Below are 16,373 nucleotides of genomic sequence, written 5' to 3' on the forward strand. Positions count from 1 at the left end.
AATCTACAAAGAGGGGTCAGCGTGTCGGGGCCAAAGGGGTGGCGCGACGACTGCGAGCTAACCGCGGTTGACGATAGTCCCGAAAGGTAATGGTGCCAATTGTGCGCAAAAGGGCCGGTGACCTCGGCAAATAGGCATTATGTAGCTTTAATTGGTCATAAAACGCTAAAAAACCTCAAAAATTACAGCACAATACATCGACTGTTCATGTTCTGTTTACCGTTTTCGCTAAAAGACCGTTAAGCCTCCACCGGAAGCCAGGCATAACCGAAGGGGCCCAGTTCGACTGGTCCTAAGTCCACGGCTTTTTCGGTGAAGTTGTGCAAGCACAATAATTCACCGCGCTGGAATCCCAGCACGCCCGCGTGGCCGGTCTCCACCGCCTCGAAAGGCGCGGTGCCGAGTTCCGGATGCGCCTTGCGTTGCTGGATGAGGCTGCGAACGCGGTGGAGGATCGAGGAGTCGTCGGCAAGCTGCTCCTCCACCGAAATACCAACCCCGCCAACGACGGGGCGGCGCGTCTGAGCGGATGTACTGAATCCTGCGCCCTCGCCCGGCTCCCACTGCATAGGAGTGCGTACAGCATCGCGGTCGGGCAGCTCGGGGGCGTCGTTCATGCCAACCTCATCGCCGTAATACAGGAAGGGCGCGCCCGGTAGCGTCATGAGGAGGGAATAGAAGAGCTCAATCTTGCGGTAGTCGTTGCCCAACAGCGGGGCGAGTCGCCGCGCGATACCCACGTGAGCGCGCATCTGATCATCCGGCAGAAAGTGCTCGTACATGATGGCGCGCTGATCCTCGCCAACCATCTCCAGCGTTAGCTCGTCGTGATTGCGCAGGAAGGTGCCCCACTGGCAGCCCTGGGGCAACTCCGGCAATTCCGCCATGATCTCGTAGACCGGTGTGGCGTCCCCCAGTGCAAGGGCCTGGTAGAGCCGCGGCATGACGGGGAAATTGAACACCATGTGGAAGCGATTGCCCGTGCCGTAGAACTCCATGGTGTCGTGCGGCGGCTGATTGGCCTCCGCGATCATGATGGCCTCGGGATAGTTCTCGTCAATGAAAGCGCGGATTCTTTCCACAAACTCGACTGTTTCCGGCAGGGACTCGCCGCCCAGCCCATCGCGCTCGTAGAGGTATGCAATGGCATCGAGGCGGAAGCCGTCCACGCCCTTGTCCAGCCAGAAGGAGAGGATCTTGAACACTTCCTCGTGGACCTTCGGGTTGTCATAGTTCAGGTCCGGCTGGTGCGAGTAAAAGCGGTGGAAGTAGTACTGCTTGCGCTCCGGATCCCACGCCCAATTCGAGGTTTCCGTATCGGTGAAAATGATGCGGATCTCTGGGTAGCGCAGGGGATCATCGCCCCACACGTAGTAATCACCGTACGGCCCTTCCGGATCGGTGCGCGAGGCCTGGAACCACGGGTGATCGGTGGAAGTGTGGTTGAACGCCAAGTCCGTCATCAGCCTCATGCCGCGCGCGTGGAGCTCGGCGACGAGCTCCTCGAAGTCCTCCATCGTGCCGTAATCCGGGTGGATGGAGTAGTAATCGGCAATGTCATAGCCATCATCGCGCAGCGGGGAGGCATAAAACGGGGAAAGCCACAGGCAGTCCACGCCGAGCCACTTGAGGTAATCCAACTTCTCAATAACGCCGCGCAGCGTGCCGACGCCTTCGCCGCGGGTGTCCTTGTACGAGCCCACGAGGGCCTGGTAGAAAATGGCGTTATCGTGCCAGGTCATCGGAGATCCTTCCGTTTAGCCCGCCACAGCAGAAACTCGGCCAGGCACAGCGTGCCTGCGAGGAGCCCCGGCCAGATTGCGGGGGAGGGGTGAAAAAGGTTGAGGACTGCCTGCACCAGCGCCAGGAACGCAAAGAAACCAACGAATCCCAGCGCGGTGTCCCACAGCAGAGCGCGGCGCATTAGGCCTTAACACCGCCGGCGGTGAGGCCGGCAACGATGCGGTGCTGGAAGATGAGCACCATGATGATCAGCGGAATCGTCACCAGCGCGCCCGCGGCCATGGTGGCGGCGTAGGGGTACTCGAAGGCCGAGGGGCCGGAGAAGCGCGCGATGGCCACGGTCACCGGCTCAGTAGCGGTGGTGGATAGCTGCTTGGCCAACATGAACTCGTTCCACGTCGTGATGAAGGCGATGATGGCGGTGGTAAACAGCGCCGGCGCGGCCAAGGGCAGGAGCACGAGGCGGAAGGCCTGGCCGCGGGAAGCACCGTCCACGCGGGCGGCCTCCTCCAACTCCCAGGGAAGCTGGCGGAAGAAGCTCAGCAGCGTATAGACCGTCAGCGGTAGCGCGAAGGAGATGTTCGGGATGATCATCGCGCGGTAGGTGCCGATCCATTCGAGGTTTCCAAAGAGCTGGAACAGCGGGGTCACCAACGCGATGGCCGGGAACATCGAGGCAGCCAGAATGATGCCGGTGACAATACCTTTGCCGGGGAAGTCGTAGCGTGCCAAGGCGTAGGCGGTAAACACACCGATAAGGACCGCCACCGCGGTCGTGACCAAGGAAATGATCAAAGAGTTCCCCAGCGCATTGAGGAAGTCATTGCCCTTGTCCGTGGCTAGGGCGTCCCGGAAGTTATCCAGGGTTACGTGCGTGGGCCACGGGGTGGTGTCGAAAGTATGGGACTTGTGCCGCAGGGCGGTGACGACCATCCAGTAGAAGGGCGCGAGCCCCCAGAACATGATGAAGAGGATGCCAAGGTAGTGTCCGATCTTTTTCATGACTTCTTCTCCTTCTTCTGGCGAGCAGTACCGGACACATCAGCGCCGAGGAAGCGAACGAGGATGAACGCGACGGTGAAGATGAGCAGGAAGATGAGGGTGGATAGCGCGGAGGCAGAGTTGAAGTGGCCCTGGCGCATGTCCTCCACCACCAACTGGGAAATGGTGGCCGTCGGGGAGTTGGAGGAGGCGGAGATCATGATGACCGGCAGGTCGTACATGCGCAGCGCGTCCAGCGTGCGGAAGAGGATGGCCACCATGAGCGCTGGGCGTACCAGCGGCAGGGTAATGGTGAAGAAGGTTTGGATGCGCGAGGCGCCGTCGACGCGGGCGGCGTCATAGACATCGCGCGGAATCATCTGCAGACCGGCCAGGATGAGCAGCGCCATGAACGGGGCGGTCTTCCACACATCGGCGATGATGACCGCGAGGCGGGCATAAAACGGGTCCGTGGTCCACGCGATGTTCGAGCCGATGAGCGCGTTGATGATGCCGTCCGGCGCGAACATGAACTGCCACAGCTTCGCCGTCACCGCGGTGGGAATGGCCCAAGGCACCAGCACGGCCGCGCGCACGAGGCCGCGCCCGCGGTACTCGCCGTTCATCACCAGCGCCATGAACATGCCCAAGATCGTCTCCAGTGCCACCGTGACCACGGTGAAGAAGAGCGTGATCTTGAGCGCCGGCCAGAAATCAGTGGCGATGACGCCGTCCGGGCATGTGGTGGCCTGGCCGGTGGCAGACATGCATTTATTGGTGAGCCAGTACAGGTAGTTCTCGAGGCCTGCGAATGAGCCTTCCTCGAATACACCCGTGGTCGGGTTAAGCCGCTTGTTGCCCTGGAAGGACAACATCACAGCGCGCACGATGGGATAGCCGATGACCACGGCCAGCGCTATCAGCGCCGGTGCGATGAGCGCAGCGACGCGCAGATACTGTCTGCGGGGCTGCGCGGTAGCCGGTGCTCCAGCCATGCGGTGCCTGCCTTTCTGATTAATAGGGGAGAGGGGTTTATCGGGGGTTGGGGAAAATCATAGCGGGTGGCTGAGACATCCTCTGTGCACGAGACCCAGATCAAAGAAAGAGGCGCGGGCAAGTCTCGTGGACTTACTCGCGCCCCATTCACGCTGGGAGCATTAACCCTGCGCGGCTGCCTCGATGGCTGCTTTCATGTCCTTCGTTGCGTCGTCGACGGACTTGCCCGCGGTCAATGCCGCGTAAGCGTTATCCTGCACGGCCTTGGAGATGGCGGTGTAGAACGGGGAAACCGGACGCGGCGCGGCGTTCTCCAGGGATTCCTTCAGGGCCGGAAGGTACGGGAACTCCTCGACGAGGGACTCATCGTCGTAGATGGAAGCCAGCACCGGCGGGAAGGAAGCCTCAGCGAAGGACTTCTGGTTCTCCTCGTTGATGATGAACTTCATGAAGTCCAGGGCCGTAGCCTTGTGCTCGGAATTGATGTTGATGCCGTTGTTGTAGCCGCCGAGCGTGGAGACACCGACGCCGTCCTTGCCCACCAGCGGCTGGACCTCGAACTTGACGCCCTTTTCCTCAGCGTTGGTGTACATGTACGGCCAGTTGATAGCGAATGCGGTCTTGCCCTCGGTGAAAGCGAGGTTGGTCTCCTCCTCCGTTGTGGCGGTGGAGTCCTTGGAGATGGTGCCGTCCTCGTAGGCGTCGACAAGCGCTTGCAGGCCTTCCTTGGCCTCGTCCGAGTCAACGGTCACGTTGCCCTCGTCATCCAAGATGGAGCCGCCCCAGCCCTCGATGAAGCCGGCGGTGTTGACGGTGAGGCCCTCGTACTGCTTGAGCTGGGTGGTCAGGCAGGACGCATCGTCCTTGATGGCCTCGCAGGCAGACGCGATGTCCTCGAACTTCTCCGGAGCCTTGTCCGCCAACTCGGTGTTGCGGAAGAGCAGCTGGCCGTTGGTGTTCTGCGGCAGCGCGTAGAGGGTGTCGTTGTAGGTCGCGGACTCCACGGTGGGCTCCAGCAGGCCAGAGGTATCAACCTCCAGGTCACCGGTCAGCGGTGCTAGCCACTGGTTTGCAGCGAAGTCCGCGGTCCAGACCACGTCGAGCGCCATGACGTCGTAGTCGGAGTTGCCCGCCTGCAGGGACTGCACGAGGGTTTCGCGCTGCGCGTCGGCCTCGCCGGCGAGCTCCTTGAGCTCGACCTTCTCGTCCGGGTGCTCGGCGTTCCATGCCTCGATGATGGGGGTGATCTTGTCGGTGTCGTTCTTGCCCATGGCAAAGGTGATGGGCCCGCGGCCGCCACCATCGGTGGAGGAGGCATCGGAGCCAGCGCTTGACGACGACCCCTCGTCGCCCGACGAGCAACCTGCCAAGGTCAACGCGAGGGCAGCGGTGGTGACGACTACGCCGCGGCGGACAGAACGCAGCGAGCTAGGGAGAAACGACTTCTTCATGGAGTATTCACCTTTCGGAAAACTTCTGATGACTTCAAAATAGGGGATCATCCCCACACGGCACGTGGTTTTGGCTTTTAATTCACTTCAAACGGGGGTGAAGCTACCCCTGTTAGTGCTACTGCCTAAGCCTCGATGCGCTGGCCGGTTTCCGGATCGAAGTGGTGGGCCTCGCGGGGGTTGAAGGTAAGGACGACGGTGTCGCCGCGCTGCGGAACGTTGTCGCTCGCGCGGGCAACGAAGCGCTGCTCACCCACCATGACGTAGACGAAGGATTCCGAGCCCAGCTCTTCCACGAACTCCACCGTTCCCTGGAAGCCTACCGGCCCTTTATTAATGAATAGTTTTTCTGGGCGAACGCCGACGCGGCCGCCGTTGTAGTCAAAGATATTCATCGCGGGGGAGCCGATGAAGCCGGCGACGAACTCGTTAGCGGGGGCGTCGTAAAGCTCGCGCGGTGGGGCGACCTGCTGCAGTTCGCCGTCTTTGAGCACGGCGACGCGGTCTCCCATGGTCATGGCCTCGACCTGGTCGTGGGTGACGTAGACGGTGGTGGTGCCGAGGCGCTGCTGGAGGCTGGCCAGCTCCGCGCGGGTTTGTACACGCAGCTTGGCATCGAGGTTGGACAGGGGTTCATCCATGAGGAAGGCCTTCGGCTCGCGCACGATGGCGCGGCCCATGGCCACGCGCTGGCGCTGACCACCGGACAGGTCCTTGGGCTTGCGCTGCAGGTACTCCGTGAGCCCGAGGGTCTTGGCGGCTTCCTCGACCTTGGCTTTGATGTCTGCCTTGGGCATCTTGGCCAGCTTGAGGGAAAATCCCATGTTCTGGGCCACGGTGAGGTGCGGGTAAAGCGCATAATTTTGGAAGACCATGGCGATATCGCGCTCGCCGGGCTCCAGCCCCGTGACGTCTTTGCCGTCGATGAGGATGCGGCCGCTGGAGACCGGCTCGAGTCCCGCGAGGGCGCGCAGGGTGGTGGATTTACCGCAGCCGGACGGTCCGACGAGGACCAGGAATTCGCCATCCGCAATCTCGAGATTGAGGTCTTTGACCGTGGGGTTCTCGGCGCGGGGATAGGTGATGCCGACGTTCTCAAAAGTGACCTTTGCCATGGACACACACTAGCACCCAGCGGCACGTGGATTAGGCTGGAATTCGCTATGAAGAAGTTCGCCCCGCTCCTCGCAGTGCTCTTGGTTGGTTGCTCTAGTACGGAATCTGCAGAGACTTTCACACCGCTAACAACTGTTTCCACTGGGACCGCTGACGCGTCTTCGACGCAGTCCACTTCGCCTTCCGCGGCTCAGCGCGATACCGTGTTCCGCGCTATTTTCGCCGACACCGTGGACTCATCTAAGGTGCGCTCACAACTGGTGGACAACGGCAAGGTTGATCGTGACACCATGCGCGCCAGCATGAAACGGATGGGGCTGGACCTCTCGGATTCGGAAGCACAAGAATACGGCGAGTGGGTGTGTGAGTGGGTCGCCCCGGAGATCCGCTACGTGCTGGTGACTGAAGGGAAACCAGATAGCCTCGGTGCGAAAGAGCGCGCGGACTACGACAAGCTGGTTGAGGACACCGTGTCCTTCCTAGCAGATTCTCGGCAGATCTCCGTTACTCCTGAACAGGTAACCCATGCTTTGCCGCAAGCGGTCTTGACTACCTGTCTTGACGAGGCCACCGCACACACAATTCTGGCCAATCCGGATTACTTTTAGTTACTTCTAGAAGGCCGCTGCCCGGCGGGTAACCTAGGGTGCATGACTGCACTTGATATGGACCGCATCCGCGAGGCGTTGAGTGACGACTTCGCTGTCATCGATTTCACCGAGTCCACTGGCTCCACCAATACTGATCTCATGCAGGCGGAGAAGGTGGCTGATGGCACCGTACTGCTTGCCGACGAACAGGTGGCCGGCAAAGGCCGCTTGGGCCGTCAGTGGGTGAGCCCGGCGGGGGCGCAGCTTATCTTTTCCGCACTGATCCTCCCGGAGTCGCTAGAACACCTTGGCACCCTGCCCCTGGCTGCCGGCTTGGCCGTGACCGACTCTGTCGAGGGAGCGGTGCTCAAGTGGCCCAATGACGTGCACATCGATGGCAAGAAGCTGTGCGGCATCCTCGCGGAAGCCGGCCCGGTGGGGGAGGCCTTCAAATCTGCTCCGAAGACTGAAGTCTCGAAGGCAGAGGTCAACAAGACTGAAGTTAACAAAGCCGAGATTAACAAGGCTGAAGTTAATAAGGCCGAGATCAACAAAGCGGAAATCAACAAGGCCGAGGTCGCGCCCAAGACTCAAGCCGCTAACCCGCCTTCAGCACGCGTGGTCGTGGGCATGGGCATCAATGTCACCCTGACCCGCGAGGAACTGCCCATCGAGGCCGCGACTTCGCTAGCGCTCGAGGGGCTTGATACCGACCGCACTGAGCTGGCCATCACCGTTCTGAAGAACCTGCGCCGGCGCATCACCCAGTGGGAACAGCAGGACCCACAGCTTATGGCTGATTACCGCAAGGTTTGTTCTTCCATTGGCCAAGAGGTTCGCCTCGAAGCCCCGACCGGCGACGTCATCGGCACCGTCGAGGGCGTGGCTGACGACGGACGCATCAACGTCGGCGGCGAGTACTACTCCGCCGGTGATGTCATCCACCTGCGCCCGGCTGATAAATAAGTCGGCGCGCGTCTTTTCCACGGCTCCTCCTAGCGGAGCCAAGTGGCGAGGTACTCAACCAGGGCACAACTAGGGCACTCATCCAGGGCACTCAGTTACGGTGCTTTCCACATGGCGTCTGTCAAAAGGCATTTATCAAATGGCATTAGTCAAAAGGCGTCTTTGCCCCTGAAAACGCCATCTACAGACCCGCAAAAGGTGTCTTTGACCCCAAAGACGCCTTTTGACTAATGCCTTCTGTGAGATGCCATTTGCGGTGTTCTTTGCCACAATAACCCAGAGCCAGCCGTGAACAGGGGAGGAATGGAGTGTACGTGGACGGGAGGTACCATGTGCCCCATGAACCTCATGCAGATGGGCCGCGGCGAGGTTGTTCGCGCGGACATGACCGCCCCGTTTCGCACGCTGCTCTTTCCTTTTCTAGAGCTCGTCGTGATTACTGGGGTGTGCTGGATCGCCATCGGCTGGTGTGACTATAACGGCGTTGACCTAGCGCTTCGCAATGGCCTAGTAGCTATATGGGCCTTGCTTGCCGTCTGGCGCTTTGTCCTGCCCCTCATCAAAGCCCGCCGCAAGCGTTTCATAGTGACCAACCTGCGCGTCATCGCCCGCGAAGGCAAGCGCGTTGATTCCATCCCACTCACCGATATCCGCGGTGCGCGTCGTCGCCGCGGTGGGATCTCGCTGGCACTTCACGGCTATGAGAAGCCGATGTATTTCCCCTCCATCCCCAAAGCAAAGCGCGTCGAAGACATCCTCAACGAGCAACCGGTCTGGGGCTAGCCCTTAATCTCCGTCGTATGCAGCTGCTGGTCCAGGTCCTCCGGCGCCAAGTTGGCGGAGCGGAACTCGTGGGTCAGCGGCAGACGCAGATCTAGGTCCGTGCCGGGGCAGAGCTCAATCGTGGCCTCATCCACCGTGTAGTCCAGCACGTGCCCGCCGGAGGTACGCGCAGCGTCGATGAAGTGCACGTGGCATCCGGGAACGGAGATTCCCTTCTCAAAGACCGGCGTGCGGAAACCGCCGATGACGCCCTCGACGTCGTCAAAGCGCAGCTCCTTGTCACCGCCCACCGCCTGCGCCATCGGCGGGTAGGGCTTGCTCTGCTTGACCACCGTGCGGGTCACCACGTTGCTGAACCGCCCAGAGATGCGCACCGCGTACATGAAGTTGGCGGAAGGCTCCACCTCATCGATGAATGCCGAAAGCTCCTCGCGCCTCAGACCCTTGGGTGCGGCCACCTTAATACGGGGGACGAAGTTCGTCGCCACCGCAAACGGCGTGCCCTGGTCCAAGTCAGCCACCGTCGCGGTGCCATCGCCGCGCAGCTGATAGCACACCCCGTCGAGGATAATCATCTCGCCGTCCAGCGCATCGAAGGTTCCGATACCGAAGTTGCCCTTGCCCAAGAGCTCACCGATGGTCATTTCGCCGTCGTAAATGCCATCCAACAGGGCGGTCATGAGGGAGTTCTGAAAGATGGTATGCCGGACGATCATGGCCCCAAGGCTAGTATTGGAAGAGTGAGTGAACAACACAAACCCCTCGTTACTGTTTATGGAGACGGCCAGCTTGCGCGCATGATGCAGCCGGCCGCCGCCGAGCTCGACATCCACCTGCGCGTGCTAGCCTCCGCGCCGGATAAGTCCGCCGCCCAGGTGATTTCGGACGTCGTTCTCGGTGACTATCACGATCTCGACGTGCTCACCGCCGCCGCAGAAGGCGCGGATGCAATCACCTTCGAGCACGAGCACGTTCCCACCGAGCACGTGCAGGCGCTCATCGCCGACGGCCTCAACGTCCAGCCCCAGCCTTCCGCCCTCCTCTACGCGCAGGACAAGCTGCTCATGCGCCAGAAAATGGCCGAGCTGGGCGCCCCAGTGCCGCGCTTTGCCGCCATCGAATCGGTGGAGGATGCGCGGGACTTCGCCGCGCTTGTCGACGGTTCCGTGTGCCTCAAAGCCCGCCGCGGCGGCTACGACGGCCATGGCGTGTGGTTCCCGTCCGCGGAGGAGCTGGAGCCGCTCGTCGCTAAGCTGCTTGCGGCCGATACCCCGCTCATGGCCGAAGAAAAGGTCAACCTCACCCGCGAGCTGTCCGTGCTCGTCGCCCGCCGTCCCTCCGGCGAGGTGAAGGTCTGGCCGGTCACCGAGTCCGTGCAACGGGACGGCATCTGCGCCGAGGCTTTTGCCCCCGCCCCGAACCTTTCGCCGGAGTTGACCGAGCGCGCCATGCAGGTGGGCATCAAGGTGGCCACCGAACTTGGCGTTACCGGCGTGCTGGCGGTGGAGCTCTTTGCCTTCGCCACGCAGCAAGACGCCGGATCCATCATTGCTTCCGCCTCCGGCGCGCCGGGCGCGGTTGTTGAGGAAGATATCGCCGTCAACGAGCTGGCCATGCGCCCGCACAACACCGGCCACTGGACTCAGGATGGCTGCGTGACCTCGCAGTTCGAGCAGCACCTGCGCGCCGTGCTGGACCTGCCGCTGGGCTCTACCGCAGCCCTGGCTCCGGTCACGGTGATGGCTAATGTGCTGGGCGCCGAAGAAGATCCGCAGATGCCCATGCCGCAGCGCGTTCGCGAAGTGATGGAGCGTTACCCAGAGGCGAAGATCCACCTCTATGGAAAGGACCACAAGCCGGGCCGCAAGATTGGCCACGTCAACGTTGTCGGTGAGGATGTGGCGGAAACCCGCCGCATCGCCCACGATGCCGCCCACTTCCTCGTCCACGCGCAGTGGGCTTAAGCCCGCAGCGAGCTTGAAACCTATTTACTAAGGAGAGTTTTATGGAACCACTCGTCGGCCTGATCATGGGCTCTGATTCCGATTGGCCCACCGTCAAGCCCGCCGCAGAGGTGCTCGCCGAGTTCGGCGTGCCCTTCGAGGTAGGCGTTGTCAGCGCGCACCGCACCCCGGAAAAGATGCTGGCTTATGCCAAGTCCGCGCACGAGCGCGGCCTCAAGGCCATCATCGCCTGCGCCGGTGGCGCGGCTCACCTGCCGGGCATGGTCGCCGCGGCCACGCCGCTTCCGGTGATCGGCATCCCGCGCGCGTTGAAGGATCTTGATGGGCTCGATTCGCTGCTCTCCATCGTGCAGATGCCGGGCGGCGTGCCGGTAGCCACCGTCTCCATCGGCGGAGCGAAGAATGCCGGCTTGCTTGCCGTGCGCATCCTCTCCGCGGGTGACCCGGCACTGGTGGACAAGATGGTGGCCTACCAAGAGAACATGGCCGCCGAGGTGGAGAAGAAGGACGAGAACCTGCGCTCCCAGCTCTTCGGTGAGTAATTAGCTGGGAAGCTCGCTTTTGAGATCGGGGTAGGACGCCTGCGCACCTTCTCCGGTGACGGCGTAAGCCCCAACTCGAGCGGCATAGGTGGCGGCCTCCACGAGTTCGTCGCCGTGGAGCAACCGGGCGCACAGCGCGCCGGCGAAGGCATCGCCCGCGCCCGTCGTGTCGACGGCGGTGACCTGCGGGGAGGGGACGTTGACAAGCTCAGCCCCTTCGGCCACGAGCGCTCCCCGCGCGCCCAGTGTGAGGACCACCGAGGCAAAGCCGGCCTCTGTTAGGCGCCGCGCCAGCTCCTCCGGCGTGCCCTCGCCGCTAAGGCCCAGCTGCTCCAGAATGAGCCCGGCTTCGTGCTCGTTGGCTAGCAGCGGATCGGCACGCAGGAGAGCTTCCTTTTCAACCTCGATGACCGGTGCGAGGTTGACCACGACGCGCCCCGTCGCCAGCTCTATGGCCTTGGCACAACCCTCCGCCGGAACCTCGCCTTGGAGCAGAATGAGTTCCGATTCGGTGATGGGGGAGGAGTGGGTGGTGACGAAGGGAGCGTCGACAAGCGCATTGGCCCCCGGCACCACGATGATGGTGTTTTCGCCCTGCTTGTCCACGGTGATGACCGCCAAGCCCGTCACCTCCTCGCTGGCTTCGACGTGCGTGAGGTCCACGCCGCTGGCCTGCAAGTAGTGCATTGCGGGGGTGGCGTAGGCATCGCTGCCCACCGCGCCGACGAAGCTGACCTGAGCACCCAGGCGGGCGGCAGCGACCGCCTGGTTCGCTCCCTTGCCGCCCGCGGTGATGGTGCCGCCGCTGCCCAGCAGGGTCTCGCCCGGCTGCGGGTGCCGCGCGGTGTGGACCACGAGGTCAGCGTTGATGGAACCGACTACGCACATGCTCATGCTGACTAGTATGCACGCTAAGCTAGCGGGCATGCAGTTTCCGCTTCTGGTGTTGGGCGCGCGCGTGGAGGGCGGCGAGCCCGGCTCGCTGCTGCGCAGCCGCTTGGACCGCGCGGTGGTGTTGGCACGCGTGCTGCCGGAGGAGCCGATCATCGTGTCCGGTTTCGGGGAGGCGGAGCCGATGGCGCGCTACCTCATCGAGCGGGGCGTGGACCCAGAGCGGATCCGTGTGGAGCCGCTGGCTACCAGCACCAACGAAAACCTTGAGCGCGCCCACGCGCTGTGCCCGGACTATGACTATTTCCGCGTCGTGACCAATGACTTCCACGTGCTGCGCACCCGCCTGTGGGCCTGGCACCTGGGGATTCGGGTTCGCATGCATGGTGTTGGCACTCCGCGGAAAGACCGCCTGTGGAATTACCTGCGCGAGGTGGTGGCGACTCCGCATTCGCTGCTGCGCATCGTGTGGCGGCGGGTCGTCGCGTAGTGGCCTATGGACTAGGCACCGAAGAACATGAGCACGATGGCGATGAGCCAAATGACAAACCAGTGGCGCTTTTGCGGCGTGGTTGGGTTGGCCTTCTGCTGTAGGGACTTGATGAAGTACCAGGCGCCGGGCAAGGCGAAGCCGATGCCCATTGCCACATCGCCGTCAGTAATTCCGGTGAAGCCTACGAGGAGCGAGAACAGACTCAACAGCCCCTTGAAAAAGGAGAAGCTGTGGATCGTGCCTTCCATTGGCTGCTGGGCAGGGGCATGGTCAGGCAGCGGAGCTGGGGCGTAGGCGCGCTCCGGCTCGGCAAAGGGCTCTGCGATAGGTTCGGCAAAGGGCTCCACACTCGGCGCCTCATGCGAGTCAACGAAAGGGTTCGCCGAAGGCTTCGCGTCTGACTCGCGCGCGGGTTCCGCGAAAGGATTCGACCCACGGCCGGGGAGAGGCTTGTCCGGCTCCTCGAAAGGGTTGGAGTCAAAGGGATTGCTCATGTGGCTTAGCCTATGTCACCAGTGAACCAAAGCCCGAATTAGAGCTTGGCCAACGCCTTCGTGATTCCTTCCTTGAGCGTTGCCTGCGATTGCTTCATTGGATGCGCAATCGCCCGCAGGCCCATGTACGCAATCTGGTCCGCCGCCCGGTTCAGCGGGTCGCCCGCATGCCCCAACACGCGGCGGATGGTCACCTCGCAGACTCCCTCCACGTCATGCCACGCCTGCTGGAAGCGCGAGCGCGAGCCCGAGGACAGCCCGCGCCACACGCCCCGCGAGCGCATCGCCTTCGAGCCCTTCTTCCGAATCTGCTCCACCGCTTCCAGAGCAGCTACTGAGTCTGACTCGATGATCGCCTTGGTTGCACCGACCTTGAGCAGGTATTTCAGCGCCAAGGTGAGGGATTCGAGCTCGAGCTCATCGGTGCTGGCCGTCGTCTCGCGCGTGCGCAACCGGTAGTCGCCGTTGCTGGCCACGAAGCACATGGAGCCCTTGAAAACCGTGTCCGAGGAGGCGTCCGTGGCGATGCGCACGGTGGCGCCTTCGGGCCAGGAGGAGGCCGTCGAGAAGTTCGGCCACCAGTGCGCCTTCGGTGTGTCCACCTTTACTACTTGCTTCTTGCGCGGGGCCTCGCCTTCCTTCTTGGCGCGGCGCGCGGTGATTCCGGCCTGCTTGCGCCGCACGGAGCTGGCGCTTTTCGACGCCCTATTCTCCTCCGCAAAACTCCCTGTTACGGCATAGCCACGCTTTTCCAGCGCGGCCCGCAACCCCGCCTGCCGGCGCCCGGTGACGATCCACCTGCGTCCTCGGAGCCCCTTGGTGGCCTTTTCGAATTCGCGGACGGCCACCTCAACGATGTCGCCCTTTTTAATCTGGCCCTTGCGCACGAAGCGCGTCTTCTTGGTGTTGACGGCGATGACCCAGCCGTCGACAGTACCGTTTTCGGCGGAATCCCAGCGCTCATCCCACAGCGCAATAGCCACATGCACGGGTGCTGAGATCATGTCTTTGGTGATCTTGCGCGTGCCGTAGGTGCGCGATTGCGTGCCCGTCAGGGCGGAGAGCTCGAGTGGTTCCATCCCCTTTAGTAAACCATTTCACCGCTTCCCTGTAACGCTCGGGCGTCTAGTGCAACATACTCAGTGAGCCCATTAGCATTCTGGAGTTTTATTAGTGTCTGTCCTTACCTTGCCTGGTTCGCGCAAGCGGGAGTTTTCCCGCCTGTTTCGCGAGCATTACCCGGCGGTGCTGGCGTATCTGCGCCGCCGCGTCCCACCGAGCCACGCCGAAGAGCTGGCGGCCGACGTCTTCGAGCGGGCCTGGTCCGGGTTCGACTCCTTGCGCGGCACGCCGCTGCCGTGGCTTTATGGCATCGCCCGCAACGTGATGCGCGAGTTCTACCGCACCCGCCAGGAGACGGAGAACCTCGATGATCATGAGCTGGAATCCTATGCCGGCTATGACGCCGTCGATGCCAACCTCGACATCACTCGCGCGCTGATGCAGCTTCCGCACGCGGAGCGCGAGATTCTCACGCTCCACGCCTGGGAGGGACTCGACCACCCCGATATCGCCGAGGTCCTCGGCATTTCCCGCAATAACGTGCGCGTTCGCCTGCACCGCGCGCGTACCCACCTTTCCGAACTCACAGGAGAAACCGATGCCTAGCTCTCTCGATATGCTCCGCGCCGCCAACCCCGTTCCTGACACAGCGCTTGACGACGCCTCCCTCGCCCGCTCCGAAGAGACCCTCGCAAAGATAACGAAGGGCCGGCCCACGTGGACAATAGCGGCGGCTTCCGTCGCGGTGCTTGCGCTCATCGGTGGTGCCTTCCCGCTGCTCAATAATTCGGAACCCGTGGCCTCGGCCGCGGAGATTCTGACCCAGGCCGGCGAGGCAGCCGCAACCCAGCCCGATGCCGTGGATAAGGGCGTGACCGCGAAGGAATACATGAAGCGCGTCGATACGCTCGGCGATGCCACGGCAATCACCGAGTACGCGGTGGATGCCGGGGGAGCCGTGGAGGTCTCCTCGCAGGGCGAAGTGCCGGGTTTTGACCCGCAGCCTTCCATTAACCCGGAGGACCTCGTCATCGCGTCCGACCGCGCCGGGCTGGAGAAGCTGGCGGATTCCTTCCCGAACCGCGCGCTGGGCGCGCTGGAGCTGCTGCTCCAGCCGGGCTTGAGCAGCGAGCAGCAAAAGATTGCCTATGACATGCTGGCGGAAGCCGACGGCAACGAGGTCGGCACCGTCGAGGGCGAAGGCGAGGACCAGCTGGTGACCGTGATTCGCGATTCCGACCGCGTCTCCTTCTCCGTCCTGCCCGCCACCGGCCAGCTGGTGCGCGTAGTCGGCCTGGTAGGCCCGGACGTGGAAACCACGATCGATGCCACCGCCATCTTGGACTGCGTGTCCGTGACGGGTCTGGAGGGCCCGGACCGCATCTCACTAGCGTGCGCGGATAATAACTACCTGGTCAACGAGTTGGACTGGCAGCGCTGGGGAGACGATTCCGCGGAGGCAGACGGCGTGGCCGTCGAGAATGACTGTGACCCCAATTGCGCGGAGGGCACGTTCAATGAGGATCGGGTGAAGGTGGTCGTCGACAAGCGCGTGGCGTGCGGCTACCACGCCGAGGTCTACTCCCGCGTGCGCGTGCAGTACCCGGATGGACGTGAGGAAGAGCAGCAGATTGGCTGCGCGCCCTAGGTGAGTTCTTAGGTAAGTTGGCGCAGGGCGAACTGGCCGTACATATCACCCAAAGCCTCGGCGGTGTAGTCACCGTCGGGGCTGAACCATTGGGCGACGCCGATGCCCATATCAATGAGCGCCCAGCAGGCGATTTTGAGGTTTTCGGCGTGGAAGTCGCCCTCGTTGACCACGGCCATCCAGCGGGCGACATAATCGCGGCGCAGTTGCAGGACGACGGATTTGTGGGGCTCTTCGAGGTTGGTGAGCTCGTTGTTGACCACGCGGACGCGCCGGGCGTGGGTGGCGTGGTAAATGACGTGGGCTTTCATGGTGGCGACGAGCTTGTCGCGGGGGTCTTTCAGCCCGGCGAGGCAAGCGGCGTTGGCGCGAAGGAGGTCCTCCATGGCGGTGATGGTGACTTCGGCGAGGAGCTCCTGTTTGGAGGAGAAGTGGTTGTACAGGCTGGAGGCGCGCATGCCGACGGCTTTGGCGATGTCCTCCATGCCGGTGGCGTGGTAGCCGCGCTGGTCAAAGAGGTCGAGTGCGGCGGCGGCGATTTGGTCGCGGCGTCTCTGGTTGGCCATGGTGGGTGTCCTCCTCATTGAGCTAATGGCGGTTAGTATACCTGCGGGGGCAGTGTTCAGAAGACTGAAATGGTAGCGGTGTGGTGA

19 protein-coding genes are annotated in these 16,373 nt (G+C 62.5%); 8 read left to right on the forward strand and 11 right to left on the reverse strand.

Features of this window, described 5'->3' with window-relative positions:
- Positions 1-239 precede the first annotated feature (239 nt).
- The 6 genes from treS to HMPREF2698_RS09195 form a co-directional block, all read right to left on the reverse strand.
- The gene (gene treS, locus HMPREF2698_RS09170; protein WP_070531058.1) at positions 240-1,742 is read right to left on the reverse strand and encodes a maltose alpha-D-glucosyltransferase; all 1,503 of its coding nucleotides are present in this window, start codon (positions 1,740-1,742) and stop codon (positions 240-242) included.
- Positions 1,739-1,924 carry a hypothetical protein gene (locus HMPREF2698_RS09175; RefSeq protein ID WP_070531056.1) on the reverse strand — a complete coding sequence of 62 codons (186 nt, stop codon included), beginning with the start codon at positions 1,922-1,924 and terminating at the stop codon, positions 1,739-1,741. Before HMPREF2698_RS09175 ends, treS begins: the two co-directional genes overlap by 4 nt.
- Positions 1,924-2,745 (reverse strand): carbohydrate ABC transporter permease, encoded by an 822-nt coding sequence (locus HMPREF2698_RS09180; RefSeq protein ID WP_070531054.1) that lies wholly within the window; start codon positions 2,743-2,745, stop codon positions 1,924-1,926. Before HMPREF2698_RS09180 ends, HMPREF2698_RS09175 begins: the two co-directional genes overlap by 1 nt.
- Entirely contained in the window at positions 2,742-3,719 is a 978-nt protein-coding gene (locus HMPREF2698_RS09185) for a carbohydrate ABC transporter permease (RefSeq protein WP_070531051.1), read from the reverse strand. Before HMPREF2698_RS09185 ends, HMPREF2698_RS09180 begins: the two co-directional genes overlap by 4 nt.
- 162 nt (positions 3,720-3,881) lie before the next feature.
- Complete coding sequence (locus HMPREF2698_RS09190; RefSeq protein WP_070563923.1) at positions 3,882-5,171, reverse strand: ABC transporter substrate-binding protein; 1,290 nt, start codon at positions 5,169-5,171, stop codon at positions 3,882-3,884.
- A 125-nt stretch (positions 5,172-5,296) separates the two neighbouring features.
- The gene (locus HMPREF2698_RS09195; protein WP_070563926.1) at positions 5,297-6,286 is read right to left on the reverse strand and encodes an ABC transporter ATP-binding protein; all 990 of its coding nucleotides are present in this window, start codon (positions 6,284-6,286) and stop codon (positions 5,297-5,299) included.
- 48 nt (positions 6,287-6,334) lie between these two features.
- On the opposite strand from HMPREF2698_RS09195, the gene HMPREF2698_RS09200 reads away from it, so the two are divergent.
- From HMPREF2698_RS09200 to HMPREF2698_RS09210, 3 genes are all read left to right on the forward strand, one after another.
- On the forward strand, positions 6,335-6,895 hold the full coding sequence (locus tag HMPREF2698_RS09200) for a hypothetical protein (RefSeq protein ID WP_070563937.1): 561 nt from the start codon (positions 6,335-6,337) through the stop codon (positions 6,893-6,895).
- 42 nt (positions 6,896-6,937) lie between these two features.
- Positions 6,938-7,843 (forward strand): biotin--[acetyl-CoA-carboxylase] ligase, encoded by a 906-nt coding sequence (locus HMPREF2698_RS09205; protein WP_070563940.1) that lies wholly within the window; start codon positions 6,938-6,940, stop codon positions 7,841-7,843.
- 339 nt (positions 7,844-8,182) lie between these two features.
- A complete protein-coding gene (locus tag HMPREF2698_RS09210) occupies positions 8,183-8,626 on the forward strand; it encodes a hypothetical protein (RefSeq protein ID WP_070563943.1) in 444 nt (147 codons plus the stop codon).
- Here the strand turns inward: HMPREF2698_RS09210 and budA are convergent.
- Positions 8,623-9,342 (reverse strand): acetolactate decarboxylase, encoded by a 720-nt coding sequence (gene budA, locus HMPREF2698_RS09215; RefSeq protein ID WP_070563946.1) that lies wholly within the window; start codon positions 9,340-9,342, stop codon positions 8,623-8,625. The genes HMPREF2698_RS09210 and budA overlap by 4 nt on opposite strands.
- Between budA and HMPREF2698_RS09220 the strand changes: the two genes are divergently transcribed.
- The gene (locus tag HMPREF2698_RS09220) at positions 9,328-10,590 is read left to right on the forward strand and encodes a 5-(carboxyamino)imidazole ribonucleotide synthase (RefSeq protein ID WP_070563949.1); all 1,263 of its coding nucleotides are present in this window, start codon (positions 9,328-9,330) and stop codon (positions 10,588-10,590) included. The two genes, budA and HMPREF2698_RS09220, sit on opposite strands and share 15 nt — an antisense overlap.
- A 41-nt stretch (positions 10,591-10,631) precedes the next feature.
- Positions 10,632-11,132 carry a 5-(carboxyamino)imidazole ribonucleotide mutase gene (gene purE, locus HMPREF2698_RS09225; protein WP_070563952.1) on the forward strand — a complete coding sequence of 167 codons (501 nt, stop codon included), beginning with the start codon at positions 10,632-10,634 and terminating at the stop codon, positions 11,130-11,132.
- Here the strand turns inward: purE and HMPREF2698_RS09230 are convergent, their stop codons facing one another.
- Entirely contained in the window at positions 11,133-12,026 is an 894-nt protein-coding gene (locus HMPREF2698_RS09230; RefSeq protein WP_070563955.1) for a ribokinase, read from the reverse strand. It lies immediately after the preceding gene.
- A 31-nt stretch (positions 12,027-12,057) separates the two neighbouring features.
- Between HMPREF2698_RS09230 and HMPREF2698_RS09235 the strand changes: the two genes are divergently transcribed.
- The gene (locus tag HMPREF2698_RS09235; protein WP_070563976.1) at positions 12,058-12,513 is read left to right on the forward strand and encodes a YdcF family protein; all 456 of its coding nucleotides are present in this window, start codon (positions 12,058-12,060) and stop codon (positions 12,511-12,513) included.
- An 11-nt stretch (positions 12,514-12,524) separates the two neighbouring features.
- Here the strand turns inward: HMPREF2698_RS09235 and HMPREF2698_RS09240 are convergent, their stop codons facing one another.
- Positions 12,525-13,010, reverse strand: a complete 486-nt coding sequence (locus tag HMPREF2698_RS09240; protein ID WP_070563958.1) for a hypothetical protein — start codon at positions 13,008-13,010, stop codon at positions 12,525-12,527.
- Positions 13,011-13,048: 38 nt separating this feature from the next.
- Entirely contained in the window at positions 13,049-14,089 is a 1,041-nt protein-coding gene (locus HMPREF2698_RS09245; protein ID WP_070531032.1) for a ribonuclease HI, read from the reverse strand.
- Positions 14,090-14,183: 94 nt separating this feature from the next.
- Between HMPREF2698_RS09245 and HMPREF2698_RS09250 the strand changes: the two genes are divergently transcribed.
- Together HMPREF2698_RS09250 and HMPREF2698_RS09255 are read left to right on the forward strand one after the other, a co-directional pair.
- On the forward strand, positions 14,184-14,678 hold the full coding sequence (locus HMPREF2698_RS09250) for an RNA polymerase sigma factor (RefSeq protein WP_070563961.1): 495 nt from the start codon (positions 14,184-14,186) through the stop codon (positions 14,676-14,678).
- Positions 14,671-15,720, forward strand: a complete 1,050-nt coding sequence (locus HMPREF2698_RS09255; RefSeq protein WP_070521311.1) for a hypothetical protein — start codon at positions 14,671-14,673, stop codon at positions 15,718-15,720. The genes HMPREF2698_RS09250 and HMPREF2698_RS09255 overlap by 8 nt, the downstream gene beginning before the upstream one ends.
- Before the next feature lie 8 nt (positions 15,721-15,728).
- On the opposite strand, the gene HMPREF2698_RS09260 is transcribed toward HMPREF2698_RS09255, so the two are convergent.
- Positions 15,729-16,286: a TetR/AcrR family transcriptional regulator gene (locus HMPREF2698_RS09260; protein WP_070521308.1), complete on the reverse strand. Its 558-nt coding sequence runs from the start codon at positions 16,284-16,286 to the stop codon at positions 15,729-15,731.
- Between the last annotated feature and the right edge of the window lie 87 nt (positions 16,287-16,373).

The sequence above is a fragment of the Corynebacterium sp. HMSC072A02 genome, assembly GCF_001810085.1.
In the GTDB taxonomy this organism is placed as follows: Bacteria; Actinomycetota; Actinomycetes; order Mycobacteriales; family Mycobacteriaceae; genus Corynebacterium; species Corynebacterium hesseae.

Excerpts from the sequence above, each read along its gene's own strand:
- purE (WP_070563952.1), top strand. The coding sequence starts at position 10,632 with ATGGAACCACTCGTCGGCCTGATCATGGGCTCTGATTCCGATTGGCCC.
- HMPREF2698_RS09260 (WP_070521308.1), bottom strand. The coding sequence starts at position 16,286 with ATGGCCAACCAGAGACGCCGCGACCAAATCGCCGCCGCCGCACTCGAC.
- HMPREF2698_RS09205 (WP_070563940.1), top strand. The coding sequence starts at position 6,938 with ATGACTGCACTTGATATGGACCGCATCCGCGAGGCGTTGAGTGACGAC.
- treS (WP_070531058.1), bottom strand. The coding sequence starts at position 1,742 with ATGACCTGGCACGATAACGCCATTTTCTACCAGGCCCTCGTGGGCTCG.
- HMPREF2698_RS09240 (WP_070563958.1), bottom strand. The coding sequence starts at position 13,010 with ATGAGCAATCCCTTTGACTCCAACCCTTTCGAGGAGCCGGACAAGCCT.
- HMPREF2698_RS09220 (WP_070563949.1), top strand. The coding sequence starts at position 9,328 with ATGCCGGACGATCATGGCCCCAAGGCTAGTATTGGAAGAGTGAGTGAA.
- HMPREF2698_RS09230 (WP_070563955.1), bottom strand. The coding sequence starts at position 12,026 with ATGAGCATGTGCGTAGTCGGTTCCATCAACGCTGACCTCGTGGTCCAC.
- HMPREF2698_RS09235 (WP_070563976.1), top strand. The coding sequence starts at position 12,058 with ATGCAGTTTCCGCTTCTGGTGTTGGGCGCGCGCGTGGAGGGCGGCGAG.
- HMPREF2698_RS09255 (WP_070521311.1), top strand. The coding sequence starts at position 14,671 with ATGCCTAGCTCTCTCGATATGCTCCGCGCCGCCAACCCCGTTCCTGAC.
- HMPREF2698_RS09210 (WP_070563943.1), top strand. The coding sequence starts at position 8,183 with ATGAACCTCATGCAGATGGGCCGCGGCGAGGTTGTTCGCGCGGACATG.
- HMPREF2698_RS09190 (WP_070563923.1), bottom strand. The coding sequence starts at position 5,171 with ATGAAGAAGTCGTTTCTCCCTAGCTCGCTGCGTTCTGTCCGCCGCGGC.
- HMPREF2698_RS09245 (WP_070531032.1), bottom strand. The coding sequence starts at position 14,089 with ATGGAACCACTCGAGCTCTCCGCCCTGACGGGCACGCAATCGCGCACC.
- HMPREF2698_RS09195 (WP_070563926.1), bottom strand. The coding sequence starts at position 6,286 with ATGGCAAAGGTCACTTTTGAGAACGTCGGCATCACCTATCCCCGCGCC.
- HMPREF2698_RS09200 (WP_070563937.1), top strand. The coding sequence starts at position 6,335 with ATGAAGAAGTTCGCCCCGCTCCTCGCAGTGCTCTTGGTTGGTTGCTCT.
- HMPREF2698_RS09180 (WP_070531054.1), bottom strand. The coding sequence starts at position 2,745 with ATGAAAAAGATCGGACACTACCTTGGCATCCTCTTCATCATGTTCTGG.
- budA (WP_070563946.1), bottom strand. The coding sequence starts at position 9,342 with ATGATCGTCCGGCATACCATCTTTCAGAACTCCCTCATGACCGCCCTG.
- HMPREF2698_RS09175 (WP_070531056.1), bottom strand. The coding sequence starts at position 1,924 with ATGCGCCGCGCTCTGCTGTGGGACACCGCGCTGGGATTCGTTGGTTTC.
- HMPREF2698_RS09185 (WP_070531051.1), bottom strand. The coding sequence starts at position 3,719 with ATGGCTGGAGCACCGGCTACCGCGCAGCCCCGCAGACAGTATCTGCGC.